General features: G+C 64.0%; 20 protein-coding genes. 15 read left to right on the top strand and 5 right to left on the bottom strand.

Annotation, left to right across the window (positions count from 1 at the left end; all coding sequences use genetic code 11):
• Window positions 1–25: 25 nt before the first annotated feature.
• The 7 genes from D9V34_RS11960 to D9V34_RS11930 all read left to right on the top strand — a co-directional run bounded on the left by D9V34_RS11960 (window position 26) and on the right by D9V34_RS11930 (window position 8,559).
• Window positions 26–589 carry a PH domain-containing protein gene (locus D9V34_RS11960; RefSeq protein ID WP_121689094.1) on the top strand — a complete coding sequence of 188 codons (564 nt, stop codon included), beginning with the start codon at window positions 26–28 and terminating at the stop codon, window positions 587–589.
• A gap of 90 nt (window positions 590–679) precedes the next feature.
• Window positions 680–1,141: a hypothetical protein gene (locus D9V34_RS11955; protein WP_121689035.1), complete on the top strand. Its 462-nt coding sequence runs from the start codon at window positions 680–682 to the stop codon at window positions 1,139–1,141.
• 103 nt (window positions 1,142–1,244) lie between these two features.
• Window positions 1,245–2,252: a quinone oxidoreductase family protein gene (locus D9V34_RS11950; RefSeq protein WP_245992017.1), complete on the top strand. Its 1,008-nt coding sequence runs from the start codon at window positions 1,245–1,247 to the stop codon at window positions 2,250–2,252.
• Between the two features lie 123 nt (window positions 2,253–2,375).
• On the top strand, window positions 2,376–6,029 hold the full coding sequence (gene smc, locus D9V34_RS11945) for a chromosome segregation protein SMC (protein WP_121689033.1): 3,654 nt from the start codon (window positions 2,376–2,378) through the stop codon (window positions 6,027–6,029).
• A 44-nt stretch (window positions 6,030–6,073) separates the two neighbouring features.
• Window positions 6,074–6,949 (top strand): signal recognition particle-docking protein FtsY, encoded by an 876-nt coding sequence (ftsY, locus tag D9V34_RS11940; RefSeq protein ID WP_121689032.1) that lies wholly within the window; start codon window positions 6,074–6,076, stop codon window positions 6,947–6,949.
• Window positions 6,950–7,011: 62 nt separating this feature from the next.
• Window positions 7,012–7,509, top strand: coding sequence for a DUF2004 domain-containing protein (locus tag D9V34_RS11935; protein ID WP_121689031.1), 498 nt, complete (start codon window positions 7,012–7,014; stop codon window positions 7,507–7,509).
• Between the two features lie 9 nt (window positions 7,510–7,518).
• Entirely contained in the window at window positions 7,519–8,559 is a 1,041-nt protein-coding gene (locus D9V34_RS11930) for a GNAT family N-acetyltransferase (RefSeq protein WP_121689030.1), read from the top strand.
• Here the strand turns inward: D9V34_RS11930 and D9V34_RS17845 are convergent.
• Window positions 8,543–8,749: a hypothetical protein gene (locus D9V34_RS17845; protein WP_183091976.1), complete on the bottom strand. Its 207-nt coding sequence runs from the start codon at window positions 8,747–8,749 to the stop codon at window positions 8,543–8,545. The two genes, D9V34_RS11930 and D9V34_RS17845, sit on opposite strands and share 17 nt — an antisense overlap.
• Before the next feature lie 379 nt (window positions 8,750–9,128).
• Between D9V34_RS17845 and D9V34_RS17590 the strand changes: the two genes are divergently transcribed.
• From D9V34_RS17590 to D9V34_RS11920, 4 genes are read left to right on the top strand one after another with little or no spacing between them, the layout of a single operon-like run.
• Window positions 9,129–9,935, top strand: a complete 807-nt coding sequence (locus D9V34_RS17590) for a hypothetical protein (protein WP_147441694.1) — start codon at window positions 9,129–9,131, stop codon at window positions 9,933–9,935.
• The gene (locus D9V34_RS11925; protein WP_121689029.1) at window positions 9,932–10,918 is read left to right on the top strand and encodes an alpha/beta hydrolase; all 987 of its coding nucleotides are present in this window, start codon (window positions 9,932–9,934) and stop codon (window positions 10,916–10,918) included. The genes D9V34_RS17590 and D9V34_RS11925 overlap by 4 nt, the downstream gene beginning before the upstream one ends.
• Window positions 10,908–11,453, top strand: coding sequence for a hypothetical protein (locus D9V34_RS17585; protein WP_147441693.1), 546 nt, complete (start codon window positions 10,908–10,910; stop codon window positions 11,451–11,453). Before D9V34_RS11925 ends, D9V34_RS17585 begins: the two co-directional genes overlap by 11 nt.
• Window positions 11,446–13,056, top strand: coding sequence for an ABC transporter ATP-binding protein (locus D9V34_RS11920; RefSeq protein WP_121689028.1), 1,611 nt, complete (start codon window positions 11,446–11,448; stop codon window positions 13,054–13,056). The genes D9V34_RS17585 and D9V34_RS11920 overlap by 8 nt, the downstream gene beginning before the upstream one ends.
• On the opposite strand, the gene lipA is transcribed toward D9V34_RS11920, so the two are convergent.
• Both lipA and lipB read right to left on the bottom strand, forming a co-directional pair.
• Window positions 13,053–14,018, bottom strand: a complete 966-nt coding sequence (gene lipA, locus D9V34_RS11915) for a lipoyl synthase (protein ID WP_121689093.1) — start codon at window positions 14,016–14,018, stop codon at window positions 13,053–13,055. The two genes, D9V34_RS11920 and lipA, sit on opposite strands and share 4 nt — an antisense overlap.
• Before the next feature lie 281 nt (window positions 14,019–14,299).
• Complete coding sequence (gene lipB / locus D9V34_RS11910) at window positions 14,300–15,010, bottom strand: lipoyl(octanoyl) transferase LipB (RefSeq protein WP_121689027.1); 711 nt, start codon at window positions 15,008–15,010, stop codon at window positions 14,300–14,302.
• 111 nt (window positions 15,011–15,121) lie between these two features.
• Here lipB and ffh point away from each other — a divergent pair, with 111 nt between their 5' ends.
• The gene (ffh, locus tag D9V34_RS11905) at window positions 15,122–16,678 is read left to right on the top strand and encodes a signal recognition particle protein (protein ID WP_121689026.1); all 1,557 of its coding nucleotides are present in this window, start codon (window positions 15,122–15,124) and stop codon (window positions 16,676–16,678) included.
• A gap of 82 nt (window positions 16,679–16,760) precedes the next feature.
• Here the strand turns inward: ffh and D9V34_RS11900 are convergent, their stop codons facing one another.
• Complete coding sequence (locus tag D9V34_RS11900) at window positions 16,761–17,342, bottom strand: hypothetical protein (RefSeq protein WP_121689025.1); 582 nt, start codon at window positions 17,340–17,342, stop codon at window positions 16,761–16,763.
• Window positions 17,343–17,452: 110 nt separating this feature from the next.
• On the bottom strand, window positions 17,453–18,004 hold the full coding sequence (locus tag D9V34_RS11895; RefSeq protein ID WP_121689024.1) for a hypothetical protein: 552 nt from the start codon (window positions 18,002–18,004) through the stop codon (window positions 17,453–17,455).
• 240 nt (window positions 18,005–18,244) lie between these two features.
• Between D9V34_RS11895 and D9V34_RS11890 the strand changes: the two genes are divergently transcribed.
• Genes D9V34_RS11890 through D9V34_RS11880 form a run of 3 tightly spaced genes read left to right on the top strand, consistent with a single transcriptional unit; the run spans window position 18,245 to window position 21,029 of the window.
• Window positions 18,245–19,333, top strand: a complete 1,089-nt coding sequence (locus D9V34_RS11890) for a hypothetical protein (RefSeq protein WP_121689023.1) — start codon at window positions 18,245–18,247, stop codon at window positions 19,331–19,333.
• The gene (locus D9V34_RS11885; protein ID WP_121689022.1) at window positions 19,324–19,947 is read left to right on the top strand and encodes an ATP-binding cassette domain-containing protein; all 624 of its coding nucleotides are present in this window, start codon (window positions 19,324–19,326) and stop codon (window positions 19,945–19,947) included. Before D9V34_RS11890 ends, D9V34_RS11885 begins: the two co-directional genes overlap by 10 nt.
• Window positions 19,944–21,029 (top strand): hypothetical protein, encoded by a 1,086-nt coding sequence (locus D9V34_RS11880; protein WP_121689021.1) that lies wholly within the window; start codon window positions 19,944–19,946, stop codon window positions 21,027–21,029. The genes D9V34_RS11885 and D9V34_RS11880 overlap by 4 nt, the downstream gene beginning before the upstream one ends.
• Window positions 21,030–21,037 lie beyond the last annotated feature (8 nt).

The raw sequence follows: 21,037 nt of genomic DNA, 5'->3' as shown, positions 1-21,037 counted from the left end.
GAGCGTGACTGGATAGGATTGCGCCATGAGACAGGATGCGGAAGTCGCGCTCAAGCGATTCAACGTTGTGACCTTTGGCAAAAAGAAGCACCTCGAGCGGGTGGAGGCTGAAATCAGCCCCGATGAGCGAATCATCTTCATCACGCCCAGTAACACCACCTTCACTGACCACACCACTCGAAAGCGCGAGACACTTCCGGGGGTGTTTGTGCTGACCTCCGAGCGCATCATCGTCGACTCCAAGGTGCTGCTTGATCAGAAGACGTTTACGATGCCGCTGACCGAAATCCGTTCGGTCTCCGTTCGAGGAAATGGTCTCACCGGCGGTTACGTTCAGCTTCAGACTCAGGTGAACACCATCGAGACCCTGGTGACCTATAAGAAGGACGTGATTCGCGACATTAGTGAAGCCTTCACCGAGGCAATCGAGGAGGCAAAACACGTCGCCCAGCGTGTCTCGGCACCGCAGGACTCGGCACCCATCGATCTCGCCGAGCAGATTGAAAAGCTCTGGAATCTTCTGCAAGCCGGCGTGCTCACCCAGGAGGAATTTAACCTGAAAAAGGCCGAGCTGCTCGGTCGGCTTTAGTCTCGACTGACGACGTAGATGCGAGTCTGGTGAATCCCACCTGGGCGCGTGCATACGACAATCCGGGACGTGCTGTGCTTAACTCGACTCATGAGTGAGATCCCCACCACCTTTAGCGCCGGTACGGCCGAGTTTGTTCGCATCGAGTCGCCCGAGGAGCTCGCCTTCTGGGTTGCGACGGTGAACGGTGCCGACGCGGAGCACGAGGTGAGCCTGATCATCGAGCCCGCCGCGGCCCCCGAGGCGGATGTGGTGGAGGTGGCGGCGGCCATCGTCGCCGACTTCGACGAGCTGGTTCGCGACGCCCTGGAATACCTGGACGAGGCGCTGCGCGGACCGGAATGGGCGCTCTCGGCCACGGATCTGGCGCTTCTGGATGGTGCCGACGCTGCCTTCGGTGAGCCCGAGGCCGTGATCTGGGGCGACGGCACCTGGATGCTGCGCTTCCAGGAGTCCGCCGTCTCGATCGCCGAGGAGTTTGGAATCGGTGTCAACTTTGTGGGCCGCGTCCCGCAGAGCGTCGAAGACCTCTCGGAGTCGGAAGAACTCTAACCCGCCGTCCGGTCTCACGCCCGTGGCCGGTGAATGCGACCCTGCCCACGTCATGTTGTGCACTAATCGGTGATCCCGGCCCGTCGCGGATAGTCTCAACAGCATGACAGACGACCGATCCCAGTCCGCACCTGCTGGGTGGGCGGCACCAATCAAACGCTTCGATATGCCGCCGACTCAGCCCTCCCTGCACCCACTCCGGTACAGCTCGGACCGGGCCGTGGTGCGGGTCACCCACGCCTCGGTGGGGGTGACGGATGTGATGGCCGCACGCGGGGACTACCTGCTGCATCCACGTCCCGGATTCATCTCCGGCTACGACCTGGTCGGGGAGATCGAGTCGCTACCTGCGGGAAGCAGCGGACTGCGAGTCGGCCAGCGGGTCGCCGCGATTCTGCCGGGGATGGGCGCGCATACCACCCGGGTCACACTTTCGCCCTCGCTTTTGGTCCCGGTACCCGAAGCGCTGGACTCGGCGAGTGTGGCCACCGCACCACTGGATGCGGTCACCGCACATTTCGCACTTGCCGCGCTACCGCCGGGAAGTACAAGCGTGCTGATTCAGGGCATCGGGGGAGCGCTGGGGGCCTGGGCCGCGCAGCTGGCGCAGGCTCGTGGACTGCGGGTCTGGGGGACCGCGTCGTCACGCTCGCAGGCGTTTGCCGAGGGACTGGGCGCGCACATTCTGGACTATCGCGATCCGGATTGGATGAACACACTGAACATTCAGTCCGGCGGAGGCGTGGACGGCGTGATTGATGCTACCGGAAACCGGGACCTTCACCGGGTGGTGGCACCGCGTGGGCGCATCGTCAGGCTCGCATTTGGTGGGCCGATCGGCAGGCAGAAATCCGCCACCGCCCGCGGGTTTGTGCGCACCGGACTGCACCGGTTTGCCGACCCGAGCGAGCGGGTATGCTCCGCGCCGATGATCGTGGCTCTGAGACGTGACGCCTATCGTCGAGTACTGGCGGACATCCTGGCCGGCTTGGATACGGGGAGTCTGCTTGCACCCGAGCCGGTGATCTATCCACTTGATCGGGTGGCCGAGGCGTTTCCGGCGGCCGGATCAGCCGTGCCGGGCACCAAGGTCGTGCTGGATCTCGGCTAGCACGATCTCGCGAATTCGCCACACCCTAGATTCGCTCAAAACCCGCGCAATCACGGGCCGGGTCGCCGGTTCTTGGTACGGTAGTGCAGACGTATCTTCGAACCGGGAAAGGGGTGAGAGCGCGTGTATCTCAAAAGCCTCACCCTGAAGGGGTTCAAATCCTTCGCCCAACCGACAACGTTTGCGTTTGAACCCGGGGTGACCTGCGTGGTTGGGCCCAACGGCTCCGGCAAGTCCAACGTGGTCGACGCGCTGGCCTGGGTGATGGGTGAGCAGGGCGCAAAAACCCTGCGCGGCGGCAAGATGGAGGACGTCATCTTTGCCGGGACCTCCACGCGAGGCCCGCTGGGCCGCGCCGAGGTCACGCTGACCATCGACAACTCCGACGGTGCGCTGCCCATCGACTACACCGAGGTCACGATCTCGCGCACGCTGTTCCGCAACGGCGGATCCGAGTACGCGATCAACGGTCAGAGCTCGCGCCTGCTTGACGTGCAGGAACTCCTCAGTGACTCGGGCCTCGGTCGTGAGATGCACGTCATTGTGGGGCAGGGCCAGCTGGACGCCGTGCTGCGGGCAACTCCCGAGGAGCGTCGCGGTTTCATCGAGGAGGCCGCCGGCATCCTCAAGCACCGCCGGCGCAAGGAAAAAACCCTGCGCAAGCTCGACGGGATGCAGGCCAACCTCACCCGGCTGAGCGACCTCGCCGGGGAGATCCGTCGCCAGCTCAAGCCTCTGGGCAAGCAGGCCGAGGTGGCCCGCGAGGCCCAGTCGATCCAGGCCATTGCCCGGGATGCGCGAGCCCGACTGGTCGCCGATGACATCGTCCGGCTCGATACCGACATCCTCGCCTTCTCCGGGACCGAATCCGACCGGCTGGCCGAGCGCGCGATCCTTCAGGAGCGCGCCGACCATACCCGCGCCCGCATCGCCCTACTGGAGCAGGCGCAGATCGGGGACGCGGTGGATCGGGCCCGCACGGTGGTCTTCGACCTGGAGTCCGTCCGCCAGCGCCTCGACGCGCTGACCGGGCTGGCCACGCAGAAGGTTGCCCTGCTGGATGCGCAGGGGGAGCGGCCCGCGCAGGCCCCGGGGATCTCACCCGAGGCGATCGAACGGGCCGAGGCCGAGGTGACCCGGCTAATCGAGGAGATCGATGCCGCCGAGGCAGGCTGGGAACGTGCACGGCAGACCGCCGCCGCGGCTCGGGCCTCTCTCGATGCGGTGGATACCGAACTAACCGTCCAGTCCGAACTCCTCTCCGCCCACGACCTGGAGGTCCAGGCGGCCACCGGTCGAGCCGAAACCGCCGCCTCGCGCCTGGCGGCACTTGCCGCCGAGGCCGAGCGCCAGGAGCGGGCCGAGACCGCCGCCACCGAGCGCGCCGAGGAGGCTGCGCGGGCGCTCGCCGAAGCCGAGGCCGGGGCGGGCGTGATTGACGCCGACACCACCGGTCTGAACGATGCCTACCGTGATCAGCAGGAGCGGGTGCAGTCTGCCGAGACCGAAATCGAGCGCCTGCGCGAGCTCCTGCACGCCGCCGAACGCGAGCGTGACGCCCTCACCGCTCAGACCACCGCACTGGCTCGCGCCCTCGACATCCGCGACGGTGCCGCCGAGCTGCTGGCCCGTGACCTGTCAGGTGTGAACGGTTTGGTCGCGGCCGGGATCCGCGTGGATGCCGGGTATGAGCAGGCGATTACCGCCGCACTGGGCCGATTTGCCGACGGCGTGATCGTGGCCGACGCCGATGCCGCGCACGCCGCCCTGGATCGGGTCGAGGCCGATACCCTGGGCCGGGTCGACCTGGTGATTGCCGCCGCCGGAGCCACGAGTACCGCACCCGTGGCCGGGCTGATCCCCGCCGATTCCCTGGTTACCAGTCCCGATGGTGTGCGCGGACTGCTTGCCGGGGTGTACATCGCCGAGGACCGCGAAGCTGCACGCCGCGGATTGAACGCCCTGCCCGCGGACTTGCCGGTCACCATCGTCACGGTCACCGGAGACGTTCTCACCCGCTTCTCAATCAGTGGCGGCTCGGGGGAGGGGCGGGGCCGGATCGCGCTGCGCGCCGAACACGACAGCGCTGCCGAACGCCTGGCCGAGGTGCTCTCGACAATCGACACGCTCCGGGTGGATCTCAGCACCGCTCGCGCCGAGGGTCAGTCGGCCAAGCAGGCCTCGGCCGCGGCGCTGGCCGCGCTGCGTGAACTCGATGCGAGTCTCGCCGCCGAATCCGAACGCCTGCACCGCGCGCGGGGACAGCATGAGGCCGCCCAGGCCGAACGTGAGCGCCTGCACACCGCCCGATCCGCCTCCGCCGCGGGCCTGCGCGAGGCCGAGGCCGCCGCCGCAGCCGCCGAACGCGCGGTGGAAACCGTGCGGGCGAAGCCGCGGCCCATCCTGGACGGGACCCTGCGCGAGAGCCTGTGGGCCGAGCTGGAAACCGCCCGCGAGGCCGAGGTTGAGGCGCGGTTGCGCGCCGAAACCGCGCGTGAGCGGGTACGCACCGAACAGGATCGTCTCGCCTCGCTGCGTCGCCGCTACCGCGCCGAACGCGATGCCGCCGAGGCCGAGGCCCGGCGTGCGGTGCTGCGCGCCCGGCAGCTGGAGGTGGCCCGCTCGGTGTTGACCGATCTGCCCGCCGTGCGCGAGGTCCTGGAACGCTCGCTCGCCCAGGCTTCGCTGGAACTGGCCCAGGCCGAGCACCAGCGCGGAGAACAGACCCGCGAACTCCAGGAGCTGCGCGCCGAGGAATCCGGCGCTCGCACCCGGCTCGACGCCATCGCCGACTCGATGCGTGGCCTGGAAATGCAGATCTACGAGCGCCGAGTACAGCTCACCTCGCTGCTGGAGCGCGCACAGTCCGAGCTGGGCCTCGACCGGGACGCCCTGGTGTCCGAGTACGGCCCCGCCACCGGGGTGCGGCTGACCGCGAGTGAGCAGGATGAGCTGACCCGCACCGGCCGGGTGTCCTGGCTACGGGCGGGGGCGAGCCTCGATGCGCAGGCGTATGCAGGTGCAGATGCAGATGCAGATGCGTTTGCGGATGTGGATGCGGATGTCGCGGCTGCCGACAGCGACCCCGCCGAGCCCACCCTGCCCTACGTTCGTGCCGAGCAGGAGCGCCGCCATCAGTCGGCGCAACGCAAGCTCGGACAGCTGGGCCGGGTCAATCCGCTCGCGCTGGAGGAATTTGCCGCGCTCGAACAGCGTCACGCGTTCCTCACCGAACAGTTGGCCGATCTCACCCGCACCCGCGCCGATCTGATGACCATCATCGAAGAGCTGGACACCAAGATGCAGACCATCTTCGGTGCCGCCTTCGCCGACACTCAGGCGCAGTTTGCCGAGGTGTTCCCGATCCTCTTCCCCGGCGGCACCGGCAGTATTTCGCTCACCGAACCCGAAAATCTGCTGACCACCGGTATCGAGGTGCGGGTGCGCCCGGCGGGTAAGAAGATCGAGCGCCTGTCGCTGCTCTCCGGTGGGGAGCGCTCGCTCGCCGCGGTCGCACTGCTGGTGGCGATCTTCCGCGCCCGCCCCAGCCCGTTCTACATCATGGACGAGGTCGAGGCGGCGCTGGATGACGCCAACCTTGGCCGTCTGCTCACCATTTTTGAGGGCCTGCGCGAGAACTCGCAGCTCATCGTGATCACCCACCAGAAGCGCACGATGGAGATCGCCGACGCCCTCTACGGGGTCTCGATGCGACAGGATGGTGTCTCGGCGGTTGTGGGGCAGCGCGTGGTGGATCGGGCGGCGGTCGCCGAATAGACCCGGGCGGCCGGTCGTGGGCGCAAAACCGCTAGGCTAGGGGTATGGCAGAACGCAGCACATGGTCCCTTGGTGGTGCCCTTCGGGGACTGTTCCAGAAACCCACGATCGATGACAACACGTGGGATGATCTGGAGCACGCACTCATCACCGCCGACTTCGGGGCCGATGTCGCCGAGGACATGATCGAGGAGCTGCGCGCCAGCGTCGCCCGCTTCCACACCACCGACCCCCGCGATCTGCAGCGGATGCTGCGCGAGAACGTCGAGGAGCGCCTGGCCAAGTACGATCCCACCCTGCACCTCAGCGAGCGTCCCGCGGTGGTCCTCGTGGTGGGCGTGAACGGGGTGGGAAAGACCACCACGATCGGAAAGTTCGCCAACTACGTGGGCACCTTCGGGCGCTCGGTTGTGGTGGGCGCCGCGGACACGTTCCGTGCGGCCGCCGTCGAACAGCTGGCCACCTGGGCCGAGCGTGGCGGGGCGCAGATCGTGCGTCCGCAGCACCACGGTCAGGACCCGGCCTCGGTCGCGTTCCAGACCGTCGAGTTTGCCAAGCGCAACGGCGTGGAAATCGCCCTGATCGACACCGCCGGACGACTGCAGACCAAAAACGGTCTGATGGATGAGCTCTCCAAGATTCGCCGCGTGATCGAAAAGCAGGCCCCGATCTCCGAGGTGCTGCTGGTACTGGACGCCACCACCGGTCAGAACGGCTTGGCCCAGGCCGAGGCCTTCATTCAGCACGCCGGGGTCACCGGCCTGGTGCTGACCAAGCTGGACGGCTCCGCCAAGGGCGGGTTTGTGCTGGCCGTGCAGGAGCGCACGGGCATTCCGATCAAGCTGATCGGGCAGGGCGAGAGCATCGGGGATCTGACCGGTTTCACCCCGCACGCCTTTGCACAGAAACTGGTGGGCTAGGCGAACATGCTCGATCTGGACTTCACCCCGCACGCCTTCGCACAGAAACTGGTGGGCTAACCATGGCACTCGAACACGACTTTTTTGGCCTGCTCTCCACCGGCGGACCCGGCGGAATCTACTGGTCCGAAACCGTGGAGTTCGGCGACCAGGCGGTGGGCGTCTCGCTCAGCGCCGAGGACGCCCAGAACGTCACCGAGGAATCCCTCGAGGTGGCCGCCGCGATGATCTCCTCCCTGGAGGAACTCGACCTGCGCGCCCGCGAGGCGATGATCGCCGAAATCTCCTCCCGGCACACCGCGGTGAGCAAGTTCATCGCGCTGCTGGAAGACGAGCACGGGGAGGACCTGGAAGACTACTTCAGCCACGTTTCCGGCGACCGCGACATCGATTTGCTGCGTGCCATCGCGGTGATCGGGGTGCGCTTTAGCCCCTCCCACGCCGGCGAGGACAACACGTTTGTGGTCTTCGAGTACGCGCTCAGCATGGACGAGTCCGACGACGTCCTGCTGGTGTCGCTGAATAACCGCGGCGAAGCCGTTTCGATCGAACAGGACTAGCAACACGTCATGAGCATCACCCTCGTCCGCACCCACTGGTCAGATCCGGTGGGGCGGGAACTTCGCAGCGCCCAGCAGGCAGACCTCACGGTTCGCTACGGTCCCTGGCAGGGCGGTCCGATCCCGGATCTGAACCCGGCCGAGGTGGAGGCCTTCATCGTCGCCTTCGAAGACGGAAAGCCAATCGGCTGCGGGGCGATCCGCCGCGAAAGCGCCGACATCATGGAGATGAAGCGCATCTTTGTGGTGCCCGAGGCGCGCGGTCGTCGCCTGGCCGGAATCATCCTGGAGGCGCTGGAGCGCGAGGCCGTGGCCCTCGGTGCCCGCTACATGCGCCTGGAAACCGGCACCCAGCAGCCCGAGTCGGTGCGCCTGTACGAGCGCTACGACTACCGTCCGATCGACGCCTTTGGCTACTTCGCCGACGGAGATGACACCCTGTTTTACGGCCGCGATCTGGACACGGTGGCTGCTCGCCCCGCCCAGCCCGCCGTCCGCCGGATCCACGGTGTGCTGCACGAGGTCGAGGGTGCGCTGATCCCCAGCGAAAGCGCCGGCGTGATGATCGCGGACCTGGCCGGGGGATATGCGATCCGCCGCGCGAGCAGCACCGACGTGCCTGCCCTGCTGGGTCTGCTCGCCGACGACGATGTGGCCCATGCTCGCGGCGATGCCCCGGACACCGATCCCGCCGCCGACATCAGCGTCTTCGAGCGTGCGTTCTCCCGAATCGACCGCGATCCCGCACACCTCCTAGTCATCGTGGATTCCCCGGCCGGCGAAGCCGTGGGCACGATGCAGCTCACCGTACTGCCGGGCCTGGGCCGCGGCGGCGTGAACCGCCTGCAGATCGAGTCGGTCCACGTGGCCACGTCCGAGCGTGGGGCCGGGGTTGGCTCGGCGATGATCCGCTGGGCCCTCGCCGAGGGCGTTCGCCGCGGTGCCTCGATCACCCAGCTCACCTCGGACCTGCGCCGCACCCGTGCGCACGAGTTCTACGAGCGCCTGGGCTTCGCCCGCTCGCACGCGGGCTTTAAGCACCTGGGTTAATCGCGCCACAGCTGCGTTTTAGCGTCGGCATAAAAAGTTGGTGGCGCAGGCAACTCTTACCCTTACCTTCAACACCGTGCACATTGGCGAGCGTGTTACGCGGCGTGGCTTTATCGCAGTGCTGGAATCGTAGCTTGATGTGGAATAGATAATGAACATTGTTTATTTCACACCGTTTCAGGATATCCATCGCGATCGTATACAGATCTTGTCAGAGTACGTAGCGTGATCGCACGATGAAATCTCATCGCGACTCAATTCGCAAGGGAGAGAAGAATGGATGTTCTCACACATTCGGTGAATCAGGATCAGCGATCAGGCAAGATCGTCTGTAATTCGTCCAAGCTGAGTTCTGGTCGCTCAGTACCGATCATGGCGACTCCAGCCACGATCGTGACGGTGGCTCTCGTGGCGGCGCGGGCTGCCTCGAGAACCGTTACAAGGCGCGCCGTTCGGCGGACGCAGCGTGGCGCTGAACCGCTGATCTGAAAGATGGCGGTGGCCGGACGATGCGATTGGGCAAGAACCGTTCCAGACCCTCGTTCGGCCGCCGCCTCACATTGGGGGAAATGATGATTAGACCATTTGCGGCTCTGCGCACCTACACACGCACCAAACCATTAGAAATCGCCGAAAACGGCGCAGCGATAGTTCAGATACTGTCGGCGCTTGAGTCAATCAATTCCGCGGAACGAAAACGCGGAGGTATCAACTACTGGAAATATGTTAGGGCATCGACGATGACTGAGTCGAGACTTTCGGATTTCTTGGCCAACGAAGGGGTCATTCGTGCAGCTCTCCTTGCCAGAGTGCTGGGGGGTCTGAGTCTTATTTCATCACAGAAAAACTCGGTACGAAAATACAGCGCATGCATAATTGTTTGTAGTCAGATATTCACTTCAAAATACACGCTGAATGGGTCTGACGGGGCAGATCAAATGGCGGGAGTTATCCACGCCGCGTCCGTGCTTGGCCGGACTCGAGGGGGTGAGAATTCTGATTTGGCCGTTGGATTTATTGGGTGCCAAATTATTGCAAGCTATTTTGCAAGCGGGTTTGCGAAGATGTTTGGTTCTGAATGGCGAAACGGAACGGCGGCCGAACGAGTGGCTCGTACACATTCATATGGGGACAAAAAACTCTATGAAATGTTGCGTTCACGCCCTGAATTCTCTCGGTTTATTACTCACGCCACCGTAGTTCTTGAAACGTTCTTTCCATTAATCGTGGCTACGCAGTGGGGGAGAGCTCTTGGTCTCATCAGTATGTTGATGTTTCACGTTGCGAACGCACATTTCTTAGGACTGGGCAGATTTCTCGTGGCATTCGCTGCAGGATATCCGGCAGTTGTCCAGGTACTGAAATCACGCTCATGACTGCGCGTGACTTTGCGACTTTGGCGCTCCTTGGAACGAGCGCTGCTGTGGGCATTTGTAAGCTGGCTGAGCATCGACTCGACCGAATCTCGCGGAGTCAGATCAGTACCACCAAGCCTGCTGCGCCATTTATTGAAAAACGGTTTTCGGCTTCGTCGGGAAATGAAATCTCGTTTCGAATCGGAGGGGCAACTCGACCGCGCCGTATTTATGTACTCTGCCATGGACTCGGGACCTCTTCGAACTATCTCATGCTCTTGGCTGATCGACTCAGTCGGAACCAAAACAGCCTCGTAGTTGCGTACGATCGAGCAGGATACCGACGATCACGGGTCGGTAGCGCATACCCGTACTCTGTTTCCGAGTCGCTTTGTGATCTGGGCGAGTTGATTGGTCGATTGCCTAAAGAATTTGCTGGCGTAGTTTTAGTGGGACATTCGTTTGGCGCATACATCGCACACCGTTTTGCTGAGGCTTATCCTGAGCAGGTCGATCATCTATGGCTGATAGAGCCCACACACCCACGAGAAATTTCTGCGGTGGAATTGCGACGCGAAGGAACACTGAGCGTATCCGAATCTATTCGCATGAATACTGCACTGGCCGGATTGGGGCTGGGGGTCCTTAACGATAGTAGACCGCTGGCTTCAGAAGTTTCAGGAAATCGCTTTTCCTACCCGGTTGAAAGTGAATTGTATACGGGGCGAGTGTGGAGGGCGATGCGACGAGAATGGGACACAATCTCTGCATTGCTATTCGACGGCAGCTTGTCTGTGTCTCCGAGTGGGGTATCCACACGTGTCGTTGCTTCTGCTCAAACCAATTCGAGCGGAGCGAATCAGCGGGAACTATTTGAATCCTATCTCGAACGGGGCGAGTCACTTGATGTGATCCGGGGCGTTAACCACCATTCGATTTTACTTTCGCAAGAGGGCGTTGAGGCGGTTGTATCGCTGATTGACGGTGCGTCTAATGAACACTAAGCGAGTCGTGATTGGAGCGGTTCTCGTTGTGTGGGTGATTGCGACGGTGTTGGCCCAACACCCCGACGATAATAATTCTAGGGTGCGGCGTCTGGCGAGACATTTGGGTTCGTTTTGGATTCCGAACTGGAAGTTTTTTGCACCCAACCCAGGCATTGATGACTACATTCTCTATTACCGCACAGGCGATTCTGGCTCAGATACGTGGAATGAGTGGCGGCGTCTGTTTCAGGTGAAAGAGCCTCAGTTTTGGGAGATGTTTTATTCTCCCACCTCGCGTCGAGACAAAGGCGTGCTTGACATTGTTACTACGTTGGAAATCATGGGGGATTCTGATGCCTTTGGGGCCGCTCGGGAAGCGTACTGCAATCTTCTTGTTGATTTTGTTCGTGTGAACATGGCACCCACGGGCGAGCCTTTTTTTCAGGCCATGGTGGTCCGAGGCGCTGGACACGAGACTTCCATCCCGCCTGCTTACGAGATTGTTTTAGACCCACGTCCGGTTCAGTTTTCCGAGGAGGTGCATCGTGATTAGAGCGATTGGATTCCAAAACGCGAAAGTGCATTACAGCTTGGGAATGCTCTTACTGATGATTTCCTCGGTAGCAACAGCCATGCAACCGATGTTTGTCGGGCAGATAACCGAGGCTTTCGCAGGGCAAAAACCTGTAGTAGTGACCACCGTCCTGTTTCTTCTCGCGGTATTCGTGGTGGACGCCCTGGGGACGGCCGGGAGCAAGCTCGTGATGGGTATCGCCTCCGAGCGTTTTGTGTTCAACGTTCGAAATTCCGTCGCTCGGCGCATTTTGCATACGAACCATCGCAGTTTTCAATCATTTGACAAGGGGGATTTGAACAATCGTGTTGTTGAGGATATCCCTGCCATTCAACGTCCCTACTTCACCACGTATCCCGAGCTTCTTGGTGCCGCCATTGTTGCGTTGTTGTGTTTTATAGGCATGGTTTTTACCAGTTGGACGCTGGCCTTGGTCCTTATCGCGGTACTCACAGCTTTCGGTGCACTGCTGCTTATCGTTCTCCGCTCTATCCGAACGGCTGCGGAAACGTCCCGTGTTGCTGAGTCTGCATATTCGTCTCGGCTATATGAATTGCTCTATAACTTTGTACCGGTTAAATCCCTCGGCGCGGAGAACTGGGTTTTGCGTGCGCTAAACAGGCGTGCGGAATCTTCACGCGTCAACGGTGTGCGCCTGGTTGGTGTGTCTTCGTTAATTCTGCCAATAATCAATATGGCGACCCAGGTAAGCCTCGTGGGAGTCTTGTTGCTTGGTGGCGTGCAAATCGGAAACGAGGATCTGACCCCCGCTGCATTGGCCACGTTCTTTCTCTATCTTGTTTATATGATTTCGCCCCTCGTGACACTAGGGCTTTCCCTGGGGGAACTTCGTGAAGCGGCTGCATCTCACGCCCGGCTGCAGGTTATCTATGAGACATTGCCAGAGGATGAAACGCAGCCTCAGTATAGGTTTTCGTCTGGGGGACCGGGCGCTACCTTTAGGTCTCACAACCTGGCGTACCGCTATCAGGGAGGTGAACGAGTCGCCATTCCGGATATCAGTATCGAGGGGCCCGGGATCTACTGTCTCGTGGGCAGTAATGGCGCAGGGAAAAGTACGCTATTTCTTTTGATGAATGGTCTACATGTTCCAACGGAGGGAAGTCTGAGCTGGAACGGTAAACGGATTCACGAGGGGTTGTCATCCGATTTACGTCGTTTTGTCTACCTGATGCCACAGTCGCGAGATGTTCTTTCGACGACGGTCCGCGACAACATCCTGATGGGGGCTGTGATTGAAGACGCTGAGATCTTTGCGCTGGCATTTCGACTTGGTGTATCAAATTTCCTCGAAGGACTACCCGACGGATTGGACACACAAATTGGTCACGAGGGCGTGGAATTGTCAGGGGGTCAGAAACAGCTTCTCTACGTATTTCATGCGCTGCTGTTGCGGCCTCCCGTCATTTTGCTTGACGAGTTCGCGTCCAATCTTGACCGTGATTCCAAAGCTGCTATTTCTGACGCCCTCACAGAGTTGGCGACGGAGAGTCTCATCATCGTCATTACTCACGATAAGGAACTCCTGACCAGGTTTCCGCGACACATCACGCTTGGCTAGCCGGCGTGTACCGCCTGCGGCGCGCTGGACGCGCGATCCAGGTGGGCGAGGGTCTCGGGGATCGGGCGGCCCTGCGCGCGCATGGTTTCGGCCCACAGTCGGCCGGCCCGGTAGGAGGAGCGCACCAGGGGACCGGCGAGGACCCCCGAGAAGCCGATTTCCCGGGCGGCGACCTCGAGGTCGAGGAACTCCTCGGGACGCACCCAGCGGGCCACCGGGAGGTGGCGGGGGCTCGGGCGTAGATACTGGGTGATGGTGATGATGTCGGTGCCCGCAGCCTGCAGGTCCTCAAGCGCGGTCAGGACCTCGGCAGGTTCCTCACCCATGCCGAGGATCAGGTTGGACTTGGTGACCAAGCCCGCATCCCGTGCCCGGGTAATCACGCCCAGGGAGCGCTCGTAGCGGAACGCCGGGCGGATGCGCCTGAACAGTCGCGGCACGGTCTCCACGTTGTGCGCAAACACCTCGGGCCGCGAGGCGAACACGGTGTCCAGCAGCTCGGGATTGCCGGAAAAGTCCGTTGCCAGGATTTCCACGCCGGTTTCGGGGTTAGCCTCGTGAATCGCGCGCACGGTTTCCGCGTGCAGCCAGGCCCCCTCATCGTCGAGGTCATCGCGGGCAACGCCGGTGACGGTGGCGTAGCGCAGCGCCATCCGTAGAACAGAATCGGCAACCCGGCGCGGCTCATCGCGGTCATACGCCGAAGGCTTGCCGGTGTCGATCTGACAGAAATCACAGCGCCGGGTGCACTGTGCGCCGCCGATCAGGAACGTGGCCTCGCGATCCTCCCAGCACTCAAAAATGTTGGGGCATCCGGCCTCCTGACACACGGTGTGCAGGTTCTCCGTCTTGACCAGCTGCTGGAGCCCACGATATTCCGGGCCCATTTTGGCGCGGGTCTTGATCCAGGAGGGCTTGTGCTCGATCGGGGTCTGGGTATTGCGAGTCTCGATCCGCAGCATCCTGCGTCCCTCGGGGGCGGCCAGCGGTTCGCCGGCGACTTTCGGGAGCAGGGTCGCACCGTCGGCCTGGGCGGAGTCATGAGCCTGGGCGGAGCCGTGAGCCGTGGTGGTGCCGGGGCCTGCTCCGCCGGGCTCGAGCGAGGCAGGCTCGGATGCGCCCGGCTCGGACGCGCCGGGCGGCTCGGCCATCAGCAGGCCCAGGGACGCGGGAATCATCGTGCCCGAGGGCGTCGCGGTGGTGGATTCGGGGGGCGTGCCGATTGAGCCGAGGTTGCGCGCGCTCATTTTTGGCCGCCCAGGGTGTGCGCCTGCGCGAGGGTCGGAACGCTTTCGGGCACCGGTTCGGGGGAGTAGTACCAGTCATCGAAGTGGGCGGCGATGAGGATTGCCGCATCCGCCGTGGTGATGGGGTGCCCGGCGACGGCGCTGAGCGAGCTCACCCCGGCATCCCGGATCCCACAGGGCACAATCTGGGCAAACCCGGCCAGGTCTCCCGAACAGTTCAGGGCGAAGCCGTGCAGGCTGGCCCCGCGCTCGACCCGAATCCCGATCGCCCCGATCTTGGCCTGCCCCGCGCCTTCCTCGACCCAGACCCCGCTGCGTCCGGGAACCCGAAACGCGTGCACCCCGAGGGCCTGCGCGGTGTTGATCAGGACGCGTTCGAGGCTGCGGACGTGTCCCACCACATCCACCAGGTTGGAATCCTCGCCGATTGGCTCCAGCCGCATGATCGGATACCCGACCAGCTGACCGGGACCGTGCCAGGTGACCCGCCCCCCACGGGTCACCGGGACTACCGGGGTCCCATCCGCCGGATACTCATCGGGACGGGCCGATCGTCCCGCGGTATACACGGACGGATGCTCGCACAGCAGCAGGGTGTCGTCGGTGGTTCCGGCGACCACACCCTCATGCAGGGTGCGCTGGTGGGTCCACCCCACTCGATAGTCGAGGTATTCGGGGGCCAGTCCCAGCTGTGCGATGCGTACCATGCGCCCAACCTAGCATTAATGTACGCGGTCCAATAATTAATTCACGTGGACAACCCGCGAGCCCGGCCGGGCGCACCCATCGCGTCCACGAAATTGGTAAACTGGCTTCAAATGGCTACTTTTGGAAATCTCTCAGATCGGCTCGCCGATACCTTCAAGAACCTTCGGAAGAAGGGAACCCTGTCGGCTTCCGACGTGGACGGCACCGTCCGCGAGATTCGCCGCGCACTGATCCAGGCCGACGTCGCGTTCGACGTGGTCAAGGAGTTCACCGGCCGCGTGCGCGAGCGCGCCCTCGGTGATGAGGTCAACAAGGCTCTGAACCCCGCTCAGCAGGTGGTTCAGATCGTCAACGACGAGCTGGTGCAGATCCTCGGTGGTGAGCAGCGTCGCCTGGAGTTTGCCAAGACCGGAACCACGATCATCATGCTCGCGGGTCTGCAGGGTGCCGGTAAGACCACGCTGGCCGGAAAGCTGTCGAAGTGGCTGATCAAGGAGGGGCACACCCCGCTCCTCGTTGCGGCCGACCTCCAGCGCCCCAACGCCGTCACCCAGCTCGGCGTTGTGGCCGAGCAGGCCGGCGCGGCCATCTATGCGCCCGAGCCGGGTAACGGTGTCGGAGACCCGGTCAAGGTTGCCAAGGACGGCGTGGCCTACGCCGAGCGTAACCAGCACGACGTCGTGATCGTGGACACCGCGGGTCGCCTCGGTATCGACGAGGAGATGATGAAGCAGGCGTCGAAGATTCGCGCCGCCATCAACCCGCACGAGGTCCTGTTTGTGATCGACGCGATGATCGGTCAGGACGCCGTCAACACCGCCAAGGCCTTCCAGGAGGGCGTGGACTTCACCGGTGTGGTGCTGTCCAAGCTCGACGGTGACGCCCGCGGTGGTGCCGCACTCTCGGTGGCCTCGGTCACCGGACGCCCGATCATCTTCGCCTCCACCGGCGAGAACCTCGACGACTTCGAGCCCTTCTACCCCGACCGGATGGCCAGCCGCATCCTCGACCTCGGTGACATCCTCACCCTGATCGAGCAGGCGCAGTCGGCCTTCGACGAGGAAGAGGCGATGAAGCTCGCGGAGAAGTTCGCGACCGACACCTTCACTCTCGATGACTTCCTGAAGCAGATGCAGCAGCTGCGCAACATGGGCTCGATCAAGAAGATGATGGGCATGCTCCCGGGCATGGGCCAGATGAAGGAGCAGCTGGACAACTTCGACGAGTCCGAGCTGAACCGCACCGAGGCCATCATCCAGTCGATGACCCGCGCCGAGCGGCAGAACTCCAAGCTCCTCAACGGCTCGCGTCGCCTGCGGATCGCCCGCGGTTCGGGATCCACCGTGACCGAGGTCAACCAGCTGGTGAACCGCTTCGAGCAGGCCGCCAAGATGATGAAGACCATGGCCAAGGGTGGCATGCCGCAGATCCCGGGCATGGGCCCGATCCCCGGCGGCCGGCCGAAGATGCCCAAGAAGAACGCCAAGAAGAAGGGTGGCTCGCGCTCGGGTAACCCGGCGAAGCGCGCGGCCGAGGCCAAGGGCATCACCGCGGCACCCGCGGCACCCACCGGCGGCGGATTCGGCCTGGGCAAGGGCGGCGCCAAGGGTCAGCCCAGCGAGGATGACATGGCCACGATCCAGCGCATGCTGGGCGGCCAGAGCTAGTCAGGCTCTCAGATACAGAGCGGCGGCGGTGGACATCAGGTCCACCGCCGCCGTTTTGTGTCCGGAGACAAACGCCGCGAGATCAGTACCCGTAATCGACGTATGGGAGCCCGGGAAACAGCTCGTCAATGGCCTGGGAGAACACCCGCTGGATCGCGGTGAAACGCGCCTGGTCATCGGCGGCATCGGCGAAGAAATCGCCAAACCGGGTCTCGGTGCCGGTGGTGGAGATTCCCGCCAGATCGAGTCGAGGCCGCACCGTTTCGAGCAGGACCGCATCGATCTGTGGCGGGTTCTGCTTGAGGTACTCCTCCTGGACAAAGCCCAGCTCACCCGGGTTGCAGTCGACCGCCTTTTCGTTGACGGCCTCGACATCCGTCTGGCCCGGGGCAAGGGTCTGCTCGGCGAGATAGGTGCGGCCATCCATCGGATTGAGGATCGGTTCGCCCACCACATACCCCGCGTCCTCGGTGCAGCGCACGTAGTTGGCGAAGGCCTCCTTGTACTCGTCAAACCCGATCTGTTCGCGGGAGAGAATGTCGCGCTGTGCCGGGGACACCACCGAGGGATATTTCTGCGCTTCCGGGTCCTCGGACGAGCACCCGGTCAGGCCCGCGATGAGGACGGCCCCGAGTGCCGTGGTGATCGCAAAACTCCTGCGCATGGATTCCCTTTCGATCGCGTGATGGCGAAGGCCAGGCTAGCGTGTGCGATCCTCTCGGCGGCGTGCGCCGAGCCCCGGTGTGCCCAGAACGGCCCCGATCTGGGGGTGCGTCAGTATCCGTAGCCCCAGGTGGTGACCTCGGGGTAGAGCGCCCGGGCTGCGTCGAGGAGGACGGCGTCGACCGCGGCGGTGCGTGCGGCGTCCTCGTTGCCGTTGGGGAAGAAATCGCCGTAGGTGGTTTCGGTGCCGGTGTAGCTGACCCCCGCGCGTTCCAGACCGGCAAACACCCGGTTTAGCAGCGCCGGGTCCATCCGCTGTGGGTTTTGCCGCACATATTCGCTATCCACATGGACCAGCTCGGAGACCTCACAATTCTGCATGGCGTCATTGTCGAATTGAGCGCCCGGGATGACGTCGAGATCCCAGTTGTAGCGGCGGCCGCTGATGGGATCGAGGGTCGGGTTGGTGGCCCGATACCCGGAGTCGCTGGTGACCAGACATTGGGCGTAGTTTGACCACGCCTCCTTGTACTCGTCAAACCCGATGGCGTTGCGATCGAGGAGAGCCTGTTGGGCGGTGGAGATACCGGATTCCGTGGTGCGCCCGTCCGCGTGTTCCGCCGTGGGCGTGCAGCCGGTCAGCACCAGCGCAAGACCAAGCATCGTTACAACGGAGATACCCCTGAACACTGATTGCCCCCAATTCACGGCGCACGTCGGCGGCGCCTGGGCCCATGCTATCGGGAGTGGGGAGCCGGCGGCCCCTCCACAACGAGTGTTATCAAATTGACCCGGGCGAGCGTTGCCACTACCTTGAGACCGTGCCCGCGCGGGAGCGGCACGCAACCGGGTGTGTGAACCCCGGATGTTTTGGGGCGCAGCTGCGCCGAACAGGGGGACATCATGGCCACGCGCCGCTCGATCGGAAAATCCGTGCTGCTCTGGGTGGGTGCCGGTGCCTGGGTGGTGCTGCCGTTTGGGCTGATCGCGGCGATCGTGTTGTGGAGCGGGCAGGTGCGGTTCACCGAACCGGTCGAAACCTGGACGCCGGTGGAAACCGGGCAGGCGAACACCGACACCCCGATGGACCTGGCGCTCGGCTGGGAACAGGGTCCGGTGCTGCGCGCCCCGGCCTGGTCCGGTCTGATCACCGCCGTGCGCCCGCAGGTCACCTCGATCGGGCCCGGCGATGTGGTGGTCACCATCGACGGCATCGATCGCCTCGCCGCCCGCACCCCCGGCCCCTTCTGGCGCGCAATCGGCCCCGAGACCACCGCCGGCAGCGACATCGGCTGGCTTAACACCCTGCTGGGAGACCTGGGACTTGCCCGCGGTACCGGCAACACGTTTAGTGCCTCCACCGCCCGAGGCATCACCCAGCTGGCCAAGAAGATTGGGGCCGAGGGGGAGACCTTCGATCCGTCCTGGGTGGTGCACCTGGCCGAACCTCGGATCACCGTGGGTGCACCCGCGTTCTCGGTGGGTCAGCCCGCGCCCGCGGCCGGGGAGGCACTGTTTGCGCCGCGTCCGCGGATCACCGCGGCGCTGCTCACCGGCGAGGGCCTGGCCCCGATCGCCCCCGGACCCCAGGGCGGGGAGAAGACGGAGCTGCCGGTCCTCGACCAGGAACGCATCATCCGGATGCCCGTGCCCGCCGATGCCGTTCTGAAGCTGGGCACCACCGAGCTTCCCCTGACCGAGGCGCGGGACGCGATCACCCCCGAGGGCCTGATCGCGCTGACCGAAACCGCGACGGCGGGGGAGCCGATGGTGCGCACGATGGTTTCCCAAACCGTGCAGACCTCGGGATGGCGCATCCCCGCGGCCGCAGTCTTCCAGGTGGGCGCGAATAGCTGCGTACTGACCAAATCCGGTCCGGTCGCGGTGCAGGTGGGCGCGGGCGAGGGTGGATCCGTGGTGGTCACCGGCGAGCTTGATGACGCCGACCGTGTGCTGCTCTCGGTGCCCGCGGAGCGGCGCGAATGCCGGTAGTCGCGCGGGATATCTCGGTCGCGTTCGGGGAGCGCCGGGTCCTGACCGATTTCACCGCCGAGTTTGTGGAGGGCAGCATGACCGCGCTGCGCGCCCCCTCGGGCTTTGGGAAGTCCACGCTGCTCGCGGTCATCGCCGGACACCAGAAACCCGATGCGGGCACGGTGGCCTTCACCGCGGCCGACGGGACCGAGCACGCCCCTCAGATGTCCTGGATCGACCAGGCCTCACCGGTGTTCCCACACCGCACGGCCGCCCACAACGTGGCAATCGGAGCGCTCTCGCGCGGGACCACCTGGGAGGATGCGCTCCTGATCGCCGAGGGACATCTCGAACGCCTCGGACTTGCGGAGGTGCGTGATCGACTCGGCAAGCGCCTCTCCGGGGGCGAGCGGCAGCGGGTCGCAGTTGCGCGCTCGATGGCCGCCGAGACTCCGATCATCCTCGCCGATGAGCCCACAGCCTCCCTCGATGCCGCCGCCCGCGGACTGGTCATCGGGGCGCTGTGCGCCGCGGCTGACGCCGGGGCGATCGTGATCATTGCGACCCACGACGATATCGTGGCCGAGCGTGCCGACCGCATCATCCGGATGGACCGGCTGGTGTCCGCATGAGCCACGGATTTCGCACCGGAGAGTTTGTCCGCGAACACGCCCGCGGGCTGCGAGCCCGGCCGTGGCGTGCCCTGCTGATTGCGCTCTGTGCGGCGCTGATCGGCGTCGCCGTGCCGCTGGTTTCGCTGATCGAAACCGGTGGCCTGCGCGAGTCCTGGGAGCAGCAGCGTGCCGCCGGGCGCTTTGTCCAGGTGATTCGGGCGGGCACGATCGAGGGATTCCCGGTCTCGTACTGTGAGAACATCGCGCGCACCGAGGGGGTGATCGCGGCCGGGGCGATCCTGCACCGCGAGCAGATCCAGCTGGCGACCTTCCCCGGGCAGAATCGTGAGCTGCTGCGGGTGAGCCCGGGAATGATCGCGATTGCCTGGCCCGGACTAGCGGTCCCGGGATCGGGCATCGTGGCCGGCAAGGACCTGGCGACCCAGACCGGTTTGGTGCCGGACACCACGGTGAAGCTGACCCGTGCGGGCACGAGCGAGACCCGCGACATTTTGAGCATCGCGGGGGAGCGGTCCCGGGTGGATGGCCTCAACACGGCCCTCCTGGAGCCGGACGTTCGCGCCGACCAGTACACCCGCGAATGCTATGTGGAGATGTCACCGGGAGCGGCCCGCGCGGTGATTCCCACGCTGACCGAGGCCGTGCCGCCCGTGTATCAGGCGAACCCCGGGCCGTATCTGGCCAAAAACGCGCTGGTGGTGGACCCGGAAAAGAATCTGCCGCTGCGTGCGAGCGCGTGGGGCTGGGCCGTTGGAGCCGGGGTCTTGTTCCTGCTTCTTGGTGTGCTCTGGTGGTCGGGGCGCGCGGAGATGGCGCTGTATCGAGCCTTTGGGGCGCGTCCGGCGCAGATCACGCTGGCGCTCGCGGTCGAGGTGATCGCCACGGTCCTGGTGCCGGTCGCGATCGGGGCGAGCCTGGTTATCGCGGTGGCCGGATTCACCGGCAGCATTGGCAAGCAGGAGTACCTGCTGGCTGGTGCCGATATCGCCCGGCTGCTGCTCGCCCTGCTGCCGCTTCCGCTGCTGGGGGCCGCGCTGGCGCACGCGATCTCACCCTCGGCGGTGTTCAAGGGAGCCTAGGGCCGAGA

Origin of the sequence: Mycetocola lacteus, from assembly GCF_003667575.1 — a bacterium.
In the GTDB taxonomy this organism is placed as follows: Bacteria; Actinomycetota; Actinomycetes; order Actinomycetales; family Microbacteriaceae; genus Mycetocola; species Mycetocola lacteus.
This window is presented reverse-complemented; position numbering and strand designations above follow the sequence as displayed.